At 48.8% G+C, this 13,566-nt stretch carries 13 protein-coding genes; 8 read left to right on the top strand and 5 right to left on the bottom strand.

What is annotated here, in order from left to right; genetic code table 11:
- Window positions 1-109: 109 nt before the first annotated feature.
- The 4 genes from PHT49_05000 to PHT49_04985 form a co-directional block, all read right to left on the bottom strand.
- Window positions 110-700, bottom strand: coding sequence for a C39 family peptidase (locus tag PHT49_05000; GenBank protein ID MDD5451232.1), 591 nt, complete (start codon window positions 698-700; stop codon window positions 110-112).
- 25 nt (window positions 701-725) lie between these two features.
- The gene (locus tag PHT49_04995) at window positions 726-1,139 is read right to left on the bottom strand and encodes a PA2779 family protein (GenBank protein ID MDD5451231.1); all 414 of its coding nucleotides are present in this window, start codon (window positions 1,137-1,139) and stop codon (window positions 726-728) included.
- Between the two features lie 125 nt (window positions 1,140-1,264).
- Window positions 1,265-1,912, bottom strand: coding sequence for a class I SAM-dependent methyltransferase (locus tag PHT49_04990; protein MDD5451230.1), 648 nt, complete (start codon window positions 1,910-1,912; stop codon window positions 1,265-1,267).
- Between the two features lie 36 nt (window positions 1,913-1,948).
- Window positions 1,949-2,797: an Mrp/NBP35 family ATP-binding protein gene (locus tag PHT49_04985; protein MDD5451229.1), complete on the bottom strand. Its 849-nt coding sequence runs from the start codon at window positions 2,795-2,797 to the stop codon at window positions 1,949-1,951.
- Window positions 2,798-3,519: 722 nt separating this feature from the next.
- Between PHT49_04985 and PHT49_04980 the strand changes: the two genes are divergently transcribed.
- The 5 genes from PHT49_04980 (at window position 3,520) to PHT49_04960 (ending at window position 8,302) form a co-directional block, all read left to right on the top strand.
- Complete coding sequence (locus PHT49_04980; GenBank protein ID MDD5451228.1) at window positions 3,520-4,032, top strand: 4-vinyl reductase; 513 nt, start codon at window positions 3,520-3,522, stop codon at window positions 4,030-4,032.
- A 5-nt stretch (window positions 4,033-4,037) separates the two neighbouring features.
- On the top strand, window positions 4,038-4,637 hold the full coding sequence (locus PHT49_04975; GenBank protein MDD5451227.1) for a hypothetical protein: 600 nt from the start codon (window positions 4,038-4,040) through the stop codon (window positions 4,635-4,637).
- A gap of 6 nt (window positions 4,638-4,643) precedes the next feature.
- On the top strand, window positions 4,644-6,290 hold the full coding sequence (locus PHT49_04970) for a response regulator (GenBank protein ID MDD5451226.1): 1,647 nt from the start codon (window positions 4,644-4,646) through the stop codon (window positions 6,288-6,290).
- A gap of 177 nt (window positions 6,291-6,467) precedes the next feature.
- A complete protein-coding gene (locus PHT49_04965; protein MDD5451225.1) occupies window positions 6,468-8,099 on the top strand; it encodes a putative sulfate exporter family transporter in 1,632 nt (543 codons plus the stop codon).
- A gap of 2 nt (window positions 8,100-8,101) precedes the next feature.
- On the top strand, window positions 8,102-8,302 hold the full coding sequence (locus PHT49_04960; GenBank protein ID MDD5451224.1) for a hypothetical protein: 201 nt from the start codon (window positions 8,102-8,104) through the stop codon (window positions 8,300-8,302).
- 25 nt (window positions 8,303-8,327) lie between these two features.
- Here the strand turns inward: PHT49_04960 and purM are convergent, their stop codons facing one another.
- Window positions 8,328-9,383: a phosphoribosylformylglycinamidine cyclo-ligase gene (gene purM / locus PHT49_04955; protein ID MDD5451223.1), complete on the bottom strand. Its 1,056-nt coding sequence runs from the start codon at window positions 9,381-9,383 to the stop codon at window positions 8,328-8,330.
- A gap of 41 nt (window positions 9,384-9,424) precedes the next feature.
- Between purM and PHT49_04950 the strand changes: the two genes are divergently transcribed.
- The 3 genes from PHT49_04950 (at window position 9,425) to PHT49_04940 (ending at window position 13,566) form a co-directional block, all read left to right on the top strand.
- Entirely contained in the window at window positions 9,425-10,561 is a 1,137-nt protein-coding gene (locus tag PHT49_04950) for an RNA polymerase factor sigma-32 (protein MDD5451222.1), read from the top strand.
- A 232-nt stretch (window positions 10,562-10,793) separates the two neighbouring features.
- On the top strand, window positions 10,794-12,503 hold the full coding sequence (locus PHT49_04945) for a tetratricopeptide repeat protein (protein ID MDD5451221.1): 1,710 nt from the start codon (window positions 10,794-10,796) through the stop codon (window positions 12,501-12,503).
- Window positions 12,504-12,747: 244 nt separating this feature from the next.
- On the top strand, window positions 12,748-13,566 hold the full coding sequence (locus tag PHT49_04940; protein MDD5451220.1) for a hypothetical protein: 819 nt from the start codon (window positions 12,748-12,750) through the stop codon (window positions 13,564-13,566).

The raw sequence follows: 13,566 nt of genomic DNA, 5'->3' as shown, positions 1-13,566 counted from the left end.
TCCCTTTGTTAAAGGGGGGATCCCGTCAAGTCCCCCTTTGATAAAGGGGGATACAGGGGGATTTGACGAATTTATGTATTTAAATGCCGCTTTAATAATAGAACGCATATTACTCTTGTATGGCCTTGGAAACAGGCATAATAAGGAGGCAGAGATAATTCATCCGGGCCCAGGCCGATTCCAGCCGCCCGTAAGACCAGAGGGCATCGGCCTCTGTCCCGGTATGGACAATCACCAGCCTCTGTTTTTCACTATACCCCACCGCTACGAGGTAGTGGGGACGTTGATAGACTGAAACACCCTCATCGATAAGGATAATAACAGGCTCATTACGTTCGATATGCCTTTTGAGGTCGGACAGACTTCCCGGATAGACATGGGTGTAGAATCCCCGGCGGCGGGCAAAATTTTCCAGGTCGGATAGCAATGTCCCCCTCAGCCCCGGAGAAAAAATATCCCCGGCAATTGCCTCCTCACTGATTGTATCCCCATAATAGTGAAGGACGCCGGCCAGGGCCGCCGTCCCGCAACGCTTATCTTTTTGATAAATAAAAGGAACGGAAGAGATGTAGTGACCCCGTTCCTCTCCGCGTGTAATTGCCTCGATAACCTGGAGACGCGTAGTTATGCGGCTGCAGGAGGCCGCCAGAAAAACCTGTAGAACGACGGCAAGCAATCCTATATTCCTGCGCCAAGCCACGGAAAGGAACGGGGTCACGATGGCGTTATCTTATGATAATCCTTTTATCCAGAAGATTGATAATTACTATGACCAGAATAATGATGAGTAATACGCCGATGACCGTGCCTACCCCATCACCGCCGGCCGTGATGCGCTCAGAAAGCGAAGCCAGGTGATGAATCTGTTCATCAGTCATCGAAGATAACTTGCCCGAGACCTCGTCCGGACTCAAGCCAAAATCCTTTAGCTTCTGCACGGCCATCTTGTTCTCCAGGACCTGCCTGACCTTAGCCAGTTCTGTCTCCCGCTCCAGAGATGCCCCCGGACCGCTCAGAATGGAGTCAGAAAGGGCGGCCGTAGCTAAAGCCGGAAACAGGAGAAAGGCTGTAAACCAGACGGTTACCGAGAACACCAGTAATGGATTTTTAAAACTATTTAAGCTCAATTTCGTACCCATGTCGTATCCCCTCCAAAACCGGTAAGCCAAAATGAAGATGGCAAAATTTGACAGCTATCTTATTCATCCTGTCCCTGATGTCAACAACTTTTCCACGCCATAACAAATCTCCCCAAATTCGCAGCTCAGCATTTTTTGCCTAAGAAAAGGGTAATACCTGCCTCGTCTAAAAGTTCGGTTCTCGGATACTCCATCGACTCCACCTGCCCCGGTGGCTGCAAAAGGGTCGAGTATAATCTTTCCACTTTGAATCCGGCTGCAATCAGCAACCCTTCCACCTCAGTAGAAGCATAAAAAGTGGCATATCTATATAAGGGGTGTCCGGCCTGCTTCTTTTCCGCATAGAGCTTGCCCCATGCGCTGTTTTTATTAATGCAGGCGATGACTATCCGTCCACCCGGCCTCAAAATCCGCCCGCATTCTTTAAATAAATTCAAGGGGCGCTGTACAAAACACAATGTAAAAAGGATAAAGACGGCGGCAAGGGTCTCACCCCGGAAAGGAATAGCCTCCCCCATGGCCCGGACGGATATAACTCCCCTGGCCTTGGCCAGATTAAGCATAATCATTGAAGGGTCAATTCCAAACTCAACCCCTAAGGCTGCGGCAAAACGGCCGCTTCCCGTTCCCACTTCTAACGACGGCCTACCCGGGGAAGGGCAGACGCATCTTATCGCCTCCAGCTCTATAGCAAAAAGGAGCGGCTCCTTTTCATACCAGGCATCGTACTCACGGGCTAAGACATCAAACGCCGTAGCAGCCTCTCGCGCCATCCGATCACCATACAAAATGCCGACACGGGGAAAACATCATTTGCTCATCGAAATTATTTTATCAATCAGCTCCTTAAATGCCTTCGCCGCAACGCCATTATCCGTATTTAGCACATAAGGTTTGCCGGCATCGCCTGCTGTCACTACCGCCGGATCAATGGGTATTTTGCCTAAAAACGGTATCCCCATATCACGGGCTGTTCTCTCACCGCCACCACTCTTAAACAACGAGATTTCGTGCCCGCACTGCGGACATTTTTGTCCGCTCATATTCTCCACAATGCCCAGGATCTGCATGTTTACTTCACGACAAAAGTTTATAGATTTACGGACATCGGCCAAAGAGACCTCCTGCGGAGTGGTCACGATCACCGCCCGGGCCTCCGGGATAGTCTGGGCCACAGTCAGCGGTTCATCCCCTGTTCCCGGAGGAGCATCGACAATCAGATAATCCATCTCACCCCATTCCACATCCGATAGAAATTGACGGATCGCCGAAATTTTTACCGGGCCGCGCCAAATTACGGCCTGATCCTTATCGCTCATCACTGATTCGATCGAAATAATCCCGAGGTTATTCGAATACCGTACCGGCCCAACCCGATGTCCCGGAAGATTCTCCGGTTGCCCGGTAACCCCAAGCATCCGTGGAATATTCGGCCCATGCAGGTCAACATCCATCAGGCCTACTTTATACCCGGACTGGCTCAAGCCAACCGCCAGATTCGTGGCCACCGTGCTTTTGCCCACGCCGCCTTTGCCGCTCATGACCAGCAGGATATTTTTAATCCTGCCCAGCGAGTCTCTTATCATCTCGTCTTGAACCGCCAGAGCCGCATCCCGCGCGTTATCACAACTGCAACTTTTTCCGTTTTCCTCTGCCATACTTTTCCCTTTCGTCTGTTATTCGTCGTATTATCAAAAGATTAACCACAAGGAACCTTTGCCGAAATCGCTAGTTAGTTTCCATCCGAAACCCCAAGATTTCCAGATGGAGCAATCTGCGCTCAGCAATCAGCATTCAGCTTAATATGTTGTTTGTCCTCACTTTTTGCTGACAGCTGATAGCGTGAAGTTCGCCTCGGCGAATCTGCCTAGGGAACGACCGGAAACGGTGGTTTCCGGATGAGCACTATTTACATGTATCCTACCTCCATTGGTCTAACTTCGCTTGTATATTACAATAAAAAAACCGGGAGGGGAACAGGATAGATAGGGGGCAAAATTCTCATCCCTGTTCCCTCTCCCGGCACCTAACAGCCTAACCTTAAATTAAGCAATTAATGTGCCAATATTATCTCTGTCCTGCTTTCTTGTCGGTTGCCCTTATAGCGTTCACAAAAATTAAAATATATCCGCTTGATTAGATAGGTTCATCTTTTAAAATACCGGAATATCATTGCGTTATTGCAACTGATTATTGCATTCCTGCAATTTCTCTAACCCAATCCTCTGCATTAGGTCTCAACCCCTCCTCATTAATCTACATCGCACAACCAGAAATCATACCCATGTCCCCGAGGTCTTATTAAAGAATTGCTTGATATTTGCCGATGGAATTTGTTAAATAAATAACATACACTACAAATGCTAAGGATCTCTTTGTCATGCTTGTCTGTTTTGACTCCAATCTTAATATCATGAAACTTGACGGGGTGATGGTATCCCTCCATTGCCATCATTATAATTGTGGGTTAGTCAAGGCGCTTGAAGAAATAGAGGAAATTAATGCGGTGGATATCTTTGTCCGTGCGGCAGCCGAAGAATTTTACCTTAATTTCAATAATTATATATTGAGTCTGGGAAAGGACAAGACCGATCGGGACAAGATGGAGGCCGCCGCTGAACTGTACCGGTTTATGGGGTTCGGCCGGTTGGATTTCTCGCAGTTGAATGAATCCGGGGGCAGGGCCTGGGCTGATTCCTCTTACTATGTGGTAGGCTGGTTGGCCAAATATGGCCGTCGCCGGAGACCGGTCTGCCATTTAACCCGTGGTTTTTTGGCGGGAATACTGGCGGCCATTTATGGAGGGACGGTGGGTAAATATAGGGTTGAGGAAGATCATTGCATGATTACGGGCTGCGATCGATGTGAATTTACCGTATCAGTTAATAAGTGATGGCTATGGACAGCAAAAAGGTAATAGAACTGGCTTCGCGCCTGCCCATTGAAAGTAATGAGCGGGGGATCATGGCTGCTTTTGGAATATACGCGGCCATAAATTACAATGAATTTTTCTTTAAGGCCGTCTCCCGTGTCATCCATAAGGTAGATGAGAGTGCAGCTCAGGTAGTAGAGCAAAAACTTTATGACGCGGTGCTGCAATGCGGCTACCACACCTTTCATGGGGCACGGACATCCATGCACTGGCGGGAACACATCCTGCCCATGATCAAGTCTCCGGAAGACGAAGTTCAGGCCCTGGTAGCCTTTACCAATGTCTTTGGTATAGGATACATAGAAGTAGAAGAGCTGGTGCCAAGCGAGAGACTGGTCACGACAGTAAAAAACGCCTACGATCCCGGCCGTTATCTGGAGGAATATGGCCCCCAACCGCATAGCCGATGTTATATGTTTAATGCGTGTACAGCCTCCTATATGGACTTGGTTTATGGGCCTCGTTATCCGGCCGGAATGGGTACGTTTATCTCTCGCGAGGTTTCATGCCGTTCCACGGGAGCTCCTATCTGCCGATTCATAGCCGAACGTAACATCAAGGAGTAGAAAGCCTTGACCGAAGGATATAGAAGCCCGGATGCTTGGGCAGGGAATATTAGTGCGTCGGCTATTCTGCATTCTCTGCCGGATGCCGTCTTGGTAACCGATCTGCAGGCGCGCATCACCTATTTTAATAGGGCCGCAGAGAAAATAACCGGGTTCCGGGGCCATGAAGCCCAGGGGATGTATTGCAAAGATGTTTTAAAGTCAGGGCTTTGTGAGACGGAATGTGCCGTCAAACGCGCCCTGGACAGCGATCAAAATATCTTTAATATCGAAACAACCATAACTACGGCTACCGGCGAAACCATCCCTGCCCTGGTCAGCGCCTCCCTGATCAAGGACTCAGCCGGCAAACTTGTAGGGTATTTGTATGCCTTTCGCGACATCTCACCTTTAAAAAAAATCATGTCTGATCTGGAGGTCTCACGCGCCAAATTAGCGGAGAGGAATGCCGAACTCGACACGGCCATCGAAGAGTTAAAAATGACGCAGGGACAGCTTTTGCAGGCCCAGAAAATGGAGTCTTTGGGCACCCTGGCTGGAGGAATTGCGCATGATTTTAATAACATCTTAACCGGCATCCTGGGGTTTGCCTCTCTTATCAGGACCAAGCTCCCTGCAGACAGCCCTATCGCGCGCTATGTTATGCAGATCGAACGCTCGGCCGTACGGGCCGCAGAGCTCACCAGTATGATACTGACATTCGCCCGCCGTGGCCGTTTTGAGATCAAAACAGCCGACCTTAATGAGATTGTACTGGAGGTATTACAAATACTAGGGCGAACAACGGATCGCAGTATTAAGATCGGCCATATTCTGTCACCTAAGCCTTGTTATGTGGATATAGATTCAGCCAAGATGGAGCAGGTTGTCATGAATATCTGCGTTAATGCCGTCGAGGCTATGCCCAATGGCGGGAAACTGACCATTAAGACCGAGGTATCTTTTCATTCTTTTGACGGCATGGAGAAGAAATTGCCCCATCAGCCGGCAGATGGGGAGTACGTCCGGCTTTCTGTTATTGATACCGGTGGGGGCATGAATAGCGAAATCCAACAAAGGATATTTGACCCGTTTTTTACCACTAAAGGAGAATCCGGCGGCACCGGCCTGGGCTTAGCTATGGTCTATGGTGTAATTAATGAATTCAAGGGTTATATTGAGATTGAGAGCACACCCGAGGCCGGAACGGCGTTCAGCATATACTTGCCTCTTTCTAAAGGCCCTTCTGAAGCAGAAGAGATGAAAGAACAGGGAAAGACCTCCGATGTTCCCAAAGGAAAGGGTGAAACCATCCTCCTGGTGGATGACGAGAGCATAATCCGTGAACTGGGCAGAGACACATTGGAACAACTGGGGTACAATGTTTTCGTGGCCGAGGATGGCCTGGCGGCTCTAGAGTTATATGAAAAACAGCGGGATAAGATCGATCTGGTTATTCTGGATCTGATCATGCCTAATATGGGCGGAAAAGAGGCCTTTGAGCGTTTGCGGCAGATAAATCCAGATATCAAGGTAGTTATCTCAACCGGCTATGCCAAAGATGAAGTCCTGGAGCCCCTGTTGGATAAGAGGGCGGACGGTTTTATAAAAAAACCTTATAAGATACAAAATATGGCCCGGGTGGTAAGAAGCGCCATCGGATCAACCTATTGATTCCCCGGCTCTCCCCTAAACGGATAAAACCTTTAAGCAGTAATTCCACAAAAATTCTCCCATAATGACTTGACTTTTTTGTTTTTCTGGCAGATAAATTACGTAGAAAGAGACCCCGATTCATTGAGGACGGTTAACACAGGACCGTATCTCTAAACAGAGGGAGGTAACCAAGGTATGGCAGTTCAGCCGGCGAAACACCAATCTAAATTATTCAGGACCGAAGACTACTGGGCCATATGGCTCGGGTTGGCTATTATTGCCGTAGCTATGATAGCCTTCTGGACCGGCGGCACTATCAAACCATACGCCGTGACTCCCGGCGGGTGGAGTAGTATTGGCGAAGCCGTGAAGGATTTTTCTGACCATTTGGGCGGGTACATGGCTATTTTCCTTGGGTTCGGCGCAGTTTTCACCTTAAGCATATCGATTATGGGACGCAGCGTTAAAGAGTACATCGGCGGCTACGTAATAATCTTTATCGGAGCCCTTCTAATCTTCTACCTGGCCGGGTGGGAAGTGATGAAAAAATGGGACTTGGGCGCGCCGCTCCTCGCCCTGTTGATCGGCCTTCTGATCGGCAATTCCATTAAAATACCCAAATGGATGCACACCTCGATGCGCACCGAATATTATATCAAGACTGGTATTGTGCTCCTGGGGGCTACGCTGCCACTCACTCTGATTTTGGAAGCTGGCGGGATTGCCTTTCTGCAGGCTACCATAGTGTCTGTGGGCACATGGTTGACTATATACCTGGCGGCTACCCGGATATTTAAGCTCGATCCGCGCTTTGGGGCTGTCCTGGGTGCAGGCGGAGCGGTTTGTGGAGTTTCCGGGTCTATTGCCATAGGCGGAGCCGTAAAGGCAGAGAAGGATCATATTGCCATTGGTATCGGTGTGGTCTCAGTATGGGCTATAGTCATGATCCTCACCCTGACGGTGGTCACAAAATTTATGATCCCGCCGCCTGGAACCCCGGTTACACCCGCTGATCCGTGGTACATAATTACCCCTGGAGAAGCCGGCGCCTGGGTAGGAACCTCAGAGTATGCGGATGCTGCCGGTTTCGCCGTGGTTGCGGAAATTGCCCAACGTTATGGAGATGCGGCCATCCAGGCCTTTACCTTGATGAAGGTCATCGGCCGGGATATTTGGGTAGGGCTTTGGGCCTTCATACTATCGGTCGTCTCGTGTATGTACTGGGAAAAGGGCGAAGGCACTCGTACCTTTGGTGTCGGTGTGGTTTGGGACCGTTTTCCTAAATTTGTCCTCGGCTTTTTTGCCGCCTGCGTGATCGTCAGTGTAATTGCCGGTATGGCACCGTCTAGCCACTCTGGAAAGGCCAAACTGGACGATGTTTACAAGTCACACGGCCAAAAGCACGCCTATAAAGCCGACTTTTCAAACTATCAAGCCCCGGCCCAATTGGCGGAAAAGTTCGCGTATGATCCCGTGGCACAAGCTATAACCTATAAAGGTAAAATGTCCAGGCAGGAGCTCCAGATACTGCTCCCGGCGGCTGTCACCCCGGATCAGGAGTGGGCGCTGAAGAATCTCCAATTTAAATCGGACTGGGTCGAAAGCGTGCTCACGGAAAAGGCCATCGCCCCCATAAAGAAGCTTCGAGACTGGACCTTTGTTTTATGCTTCCTTTGCATCGGACTGGCTACCCGCTTCAAAGACCTGGCCACATTTGGAATGAAGCCGTTCTGGGCATTTGCCATAGGGGTGCTGGTGAATGTTCCTCTTGGTTTTATTCTTACCAGCGTCGTATTTAAGAACTACTGGGCGGCTATAGGAGGTTAGGTGTGAACCCACAACTGGCCACGACTTGCGGGAATTGCAGGCATTTTGACAACGATCCCCTTATGCTGGAAGAGGTCTTCAAGGGAATCAACATCTTGAGTTCCGTACATGGATGCAGCCGCGGGGACGCCGGCATATGCGGCCTTCACAATTTATATCTCCTGCCTGCACACAGTTGCCTGGATTTTGTGAGAAAAGGATAATTCCGGTTAGGATTGAACACAACCATTATTCTCTGCCAGGTACAATCTGAACAGGAACTTCACCTTTTTGCCGGGGCGCTATTTCGCCAATGACAAAGGCCTTTTCTTTATTGGCCTGGGCCTCAAAGAGCACGTCCTGACATGCCTCTGCGGGAACTACCAGTACCAGGCCGATACCGTTGTTAAACACCTTATACATCTCGTCATCTGTAATACGGCCTTCTTTCTGAATAAGGCTGAATATGGGGGGGACATCCCACGATCCCCCATGGATGATGGCCTTACAACCCTGGGGTAAAATACGCGGTATGTTATCTATGAAACCGCCTCCGGTGATATGCGCGATGCCGGATATTTTTTGATGTTTCAGGATATTGAGTATAGTTTTGGCGTAAATCCGGGTCGGCTCCAACAGCTCTTTGCCTAACGTCCGGCCTAATTCAGGGATCTCCCGTTCCAACTCCCACTGAAGCTCTTCAAGAAAGAGTTTACGCACCAGGGAGTAGCCGTTGCTATGCAGGCCGCTGGAGGCAAGGCCGATTAATTTACAGCCCACAGATATCTCAGAGCCGTCTATAATTTTATCCTGTTCGACTATGCCGACCACAAACCCAGCCAGATCATAGTCATCCGGAGCGTACATCCCGGGCATTTCCGCTGTCTCCCCGCCTATTAGCGAACATCCGGCCTCCTTACACCCCCTGACGATGCCTTTGACTATATCGATTGCCACATCAGGCATGAGCTTAGCGGTAGATAGATAATCAAGAAAAAAGAGGGGTTGGGCGCCATGGACAATTATATCGTTTACGCACATGGCGACCAGATCTATGCCGATAGTGTCGTGTTTATTAAGAAGGGCTGCTATCTTTAGCTTCGTCCCCACACCGTCTGTTGAAGAGACAAGCACTGGTTTTTGATATCTGATGGCGCTTAGGGAGAACAGGCCGGCAAACCCGCCGAGGTCGGATATGACTGCGCTCTTGAAGGTAGAGGCCACAAGGGGTTTGATCTTGTTTATGAAACGGTCGGCCCGTGTAATATCAACACCGGCTTCGGTATAACGGGATGATTTACTCATGGCAAAATTAAAAATCCTTCCGGATAGATTTGTATAAAGGGATGCGCAAGAAGGTCTTCCTTATAGTGCACAGAGGTCTAAAAGTCAATAGCCACAATAAGGGTGAAAAGGTCATTTTTTGGTCTAGTCGGGGAAAGTTTAACGCTGTTGACGAATATCAATATTATGTTAGAATAGCTTTAAATTTAGCCAGACAGTGTGCCCGCCCTCCATTTAAAATTCCGGTTAAAGGCAATATATTGGCAGACCCCACAAATAGTAGCCACCGTTCTGAAGAAGATACCAAAGCGCCTGAAGAGAAAACGAATTCGCTCGTCTCCCATGACCCGCTGCGTCAATATTTAATGGAGATAAACCGTTATCCTCTCCTCACCAGAAAGGAAGAACAAGACCTGGCCTTGCGTTATTTTAAAGATAAAGATATGGAGGCCGCTTACAGGCTGGTGACCTCCAATCTTCGTCTGGTCGTGAAGATAGCGCTTGATTTCCAGAAGTACTGGATGCAGAATTTTTTGGATATTATACAGGAAGGGAATATCGGGCTTATGCGGGCGGTGCGGAAATTCGACCCCTTTAAGGGGGTTAAGTTTTCTTATTATGCCTCTTACTGGATTAAGGCGTATATCTTGAAATTTATCATGGACAATTGGAGCCTGATAAAAATCGGAACCACCCAGGCACAACGAAAGCTTTTCTATAATCTTAAGAAGGAAAGGGATCGGCTGGATGCGTTGGGATATGAGCCGGTCCCCAAGCTTATTTCAGAAAGGCTCCAGGTTAAAGAACAGGACGTAATAGAGATGGCGGAACGGATGGGAGGATGGGAGGTTTCGCTTGATGCCCCGGCCCAAAAAGACGATACGGGTAGTACGTACGGCAGCACTATAAAGGCGGAAGGGCCGGCGGTTGAAGATGAAATAGCACACTCAGAGCTTTCAGAGAAACTGCAACGTAAGCTAAGGGAGTTTGGAGATACGCTGAAAGGGCGGGAGAAAGAGATATTTGAAATGCGCATGCTGGCAGAAAATCCTCTTACTCTCCAGGAAATCGGCGACAGGTTTGGTGTAACCAGAGAACGGGCACGCCAGATTGAGGCCGGCCTGATGAAACGCCTCAAGGACTATCTGAAGAAGGAACTGCCGGATATTGAAGATTATGTAGCAATTACCGGAGAGTAGGTTTTATAGTGAATGTCATTAGTCAATAGTCATTTGTCACTGGGAAAGGCGCTAAATCTTCCCGCTTAACCAATGACTAATGACCAGTGACGTTACCTATAATTGAAGCTCCCCGCAGCAAGCTACGGGGAATCTCCGTATGCAAGGTAAAATGCATCGTATTCGCTCGCTAACACCGCTGCAAGCAGCGGGGAATGCGCTCGCTATGCATGTTCATTGGAGGTATAACTTAATGCCGTATTGTAGAGTCGGTTCCCTTTTGATTTTAACTCTTGCCCTCTTGTGCTTAAGCGTTTCTACCGCGTATCCAGAAGCAGATGGAGACCAGGGACAGGCCTATTACCATTATCTGCAGGCCCAGATGGAGTGGAAGGCCGGTAACCTGAAAGGCGCTGTTGACCAGTATAAAAAGGCCCTGGATTATGACCCGCAGTCCGCTCAGTTGATGTTTGAACTGGCCTCTGCCCTGGCCCAACAAGAACATCTCCGGGACGCCCTTTACTGGGCAAGGAAGTCTGTGCATCTGAATGATTCGGTATCTGTTCACCTGCTTTTGGCCCGTATTTATACAAGCCTTGGACAGTTCGGGGAGGCTATTAATGAGTATGAGCAGATAATAACGTCAAATCCCGAAGATCAGGAGTCCTATCTACTTTTGGGAATGCTTTATGCGAAAAACAAAGAATACGAGATGGCGGTTAAGACCTTAAAACGTCTGATAGAAAAAAATGGTGAGGCATTAATGGCCTATTATTATCTGGGGCGGGTTTACTCTGAGACAAGGCTCTGGACAGAGGCGGAGAAATATTACTTAAAGACCCTGGATATTAATCCATATTTTGAACCGGCGCTTTTCGACTTGGCGGCCCTTTATGAGGCCGAGAGGAAGAAGGATAAAGTAATTTCCATGTATGAACGGATCGTTGCCTTTCATCCCCATAATACCGAGGTGTTAATTCGGTTAGGCGGTTATTATCTCAGCGAAGATCGATTTTCTGACGCCATCAAACAATTCGAAGAGGCCAAGAAGGTCTCTCCTGATGATACCAGGGTGTTGGCGCGCATAGGCATGATCTATCTGGCAGAAGGCAAATATGACGAGGCTATTAAGGAACTGGGGAATGCGCTTTCGGCCAACCCCGATGAACATAGGGCGCGTTATTATCTGGCCGCAGCGTATGCCGAGAGAGGGGAACCTGATCGGGCTATTGAAGAATACAAGAAAATCCCGGAGGGATCAGAGACCTACATTGAAGCACGAATACAACTGGCCAATATCCTGCGTCAGCAGAAAAGGTCAGATGAAGCTATAGCGATTTTACAGGAAGCCATATCTTCCAAATCAAGAAAGCCCGGGCTTTATATCGCCATGGCTTATGCTTATGAGGATGCAGACCGGCTGGACCAGGCAGAGTCCGTTTTGTGGGAGGGCATCAAAGAGTTCCCTGAAGACATGGAACTCCAGTTTCAGTTGGGGGTGGTTTTTGATAAGCGTGGTGAAAAGGAAAAGAGCATCGCGAAGATGAAGGAGGTTCTCGTTGCTAATCCCCGGCATGCCTACGCCTTGAACTATCTGGGTTACACCTATGCGGACATGGGAGTCAAACTGGACGAAGCGGAAAAAATGATCAAAGAGGCCCTCCAGATAAGGCCTGACGATGCCTATATTACAGATAGCCTGGGGTGGGTATATTACAAAAAAGGACTTTATGACGAGGCTATTAAGGAACTGGAAAAGGCGAACGAATCGGTGGGAGGAGATCCTGTAATATCCGAACACCTGGGGGATGTCTATTACAAGAAAGGACTTTTCCCCAAGGCGCTGGAAAGTTATCTTAAAGCAGAGTCCGCCTATACCAAAAAGGAAGACAAGGACAAGGTTTCCGCCAAGATAGAGGAAGTCATGTCTTTACTCGGGGAGGATAGTCTGAGTGATAAATAAAAACAAAGCATTAGGATGTCATGAGGATTCCCCGGTGTCCCCGATGAAACTCACATCCGCGGCGGACAAAGGACAATAAAAATAATCCCCCCCCTTTGCTAAAGGGGGGGGATTAAAAGTCCCCCTTTGGAAAAGGGGGATACAGGGGGATTTTCAGGTGAAAATGTCATTCCGTGCCTGACACGGAATCCAGGGTTTTAGTTTGTGGATTCCTGCTTTCGCAGGAATTACACACGGGGCAGGAATGACAGATAAGAGGTATTTCCAGGTGAAGCAACTGATTTTTCTCTTGCTGATTTTATTGACAACGGCCTCTTGTGCAGTAGTGCCGAAAGCCATTGAACAACCCGGCTATGAGACAGGCGCCCTTGAGAAGGAGATAAGGGCCGGCCTTGACCGGCGCAATGGGGCAATGAACAGTTTTGAGGCCGAGGCTGATATAACCCTTGCGTATTCAGGCGTAGATTACAAAGGCCAAGCCCTGATTGTAGGACAAGGGCCGTCTTCACTGCGTCTGGACTGTCTCGGTCTTTTCAGCCAGCCGGTCTTGTCTTTTGCCACGGATGGAGAACATTTTGCCCTTATTTCTGTCCTGGCCATGAGATATTACGACGGGAATCTGTCGTCATCGGCTGTGGCCTCTCTTATCCCAGGCGGCGTACAAATACAGGATATATATCACTGGTTCCTGGGAGGCTTTGATTTTAAAAACCGGCGGCTGATTTCCATTTATCCTCATAAACTTAATCCGTCTCTGGTGGTAATGGAACTATCGAATGAACGATCAGGATTAAGGGAGGAGGTCTGGCTTGAACCATCGGAAGGCGTGGTTAGGCGACTGGCATTAAAGGATATCCGGGACAATGAGCTTCTAACTGCAGAGAGCGATGGCGTGGTAAAAAATGGGGATTTCTCTTATCCGGGAACGGTCTGTTTTTCTCTGCCATTATCCGGACTGCGCCTATCCATGGCCTACAAAAAGGTAACTCTTTTATCCAATGCGCCTTCTACGGTATTTTCCCTCCCCTGCCCGCCGGGATTCCGGCATAAGACCTTCAATTAA

This window comes from Desulfovibrionales bacterium, assembly GCA_028715605.1.
Classification (GTDB): Bacteria; Desulfobacterota; QYQD01; order QYQD01; family QYQD01; genus QYQD01.
This window is presented reverse-complemented; position numbering and strand designations above follow the sequence as displayed.

Excerpts from the sequence above, each read along its gene's own strand:
- PHT49_04995 (MDD5451231.1), bottom strand. The coding sequence starts at position 1,139 with ATGGGTACGAAATTGAGCTTAAATAGTTTTAAAAATCCATTACTGGTG.
- PHT49_04990 (MDD5451230.1), bottom strand. The coding sequence starts at position 1,912 with ATGGCGCGAGAGGCTGCTACGGCGTTTGATGTCTTAGCCCGTGAGTAC.
- PHT49_04985 (MDD5451229.1), bottom strand. The coding sequence starts at position 2,797 with ATGGCAGAGGAAAACGGAAAAAGTTGCAGTTGTGATAACGCGCGGGAT.
- PHT49_04980 (MDD5451228.1), top strand. The coding sequence starts at position 3,520 with ATGCTTGTCTGTTTTGACTCCAATCTTAATATCATGAAACTTGACGGG.
- PHT49_04975 (MDD5451227.1), top strand. The coding sequence starts at position 4,038 with ATGGACAGCAAAAAGGTAATAGAACTGGCTTCGCGCCTGCCCATTGAA.
- PHT49_04965 (MDD5451225.1), top strand. The coding sequence starts at position 6,468 with ATGGCAGTTCAGCCGGCGAAACACCAATCTAAATTATTCAGGACCGAA.
- purM (MDD5451223.1), bottom strand. The coding sequence starts at position 9,383 with ATGAGTAAATCATCCCGTTATACCGAAGCCGGTGTTGATATTACACGG.
- PHT49_04950 (MDD5451222.1), top strand. The coding sequence starts at position 9,425 with ATGCGCAAGAAGGTCTTCCTTATAGTGCACAGAGGTCTAAAAGTCAAT.
- PHT49_04945 (MDD5451221.1), top strand. The coding sequence starts at position 10,794 with ATGCCGTATTGTAGAGTCGGTTCCCTTTTGATTTTAACTCTTGCCCTC.
- PHT49_04940 (MDD5451220.1), top strand. The coding sequence starts at position 12,748 with ATGACAGATAAGAGGTATTTCCAGGTGAAGCAACTGATTTTTCTCTTG.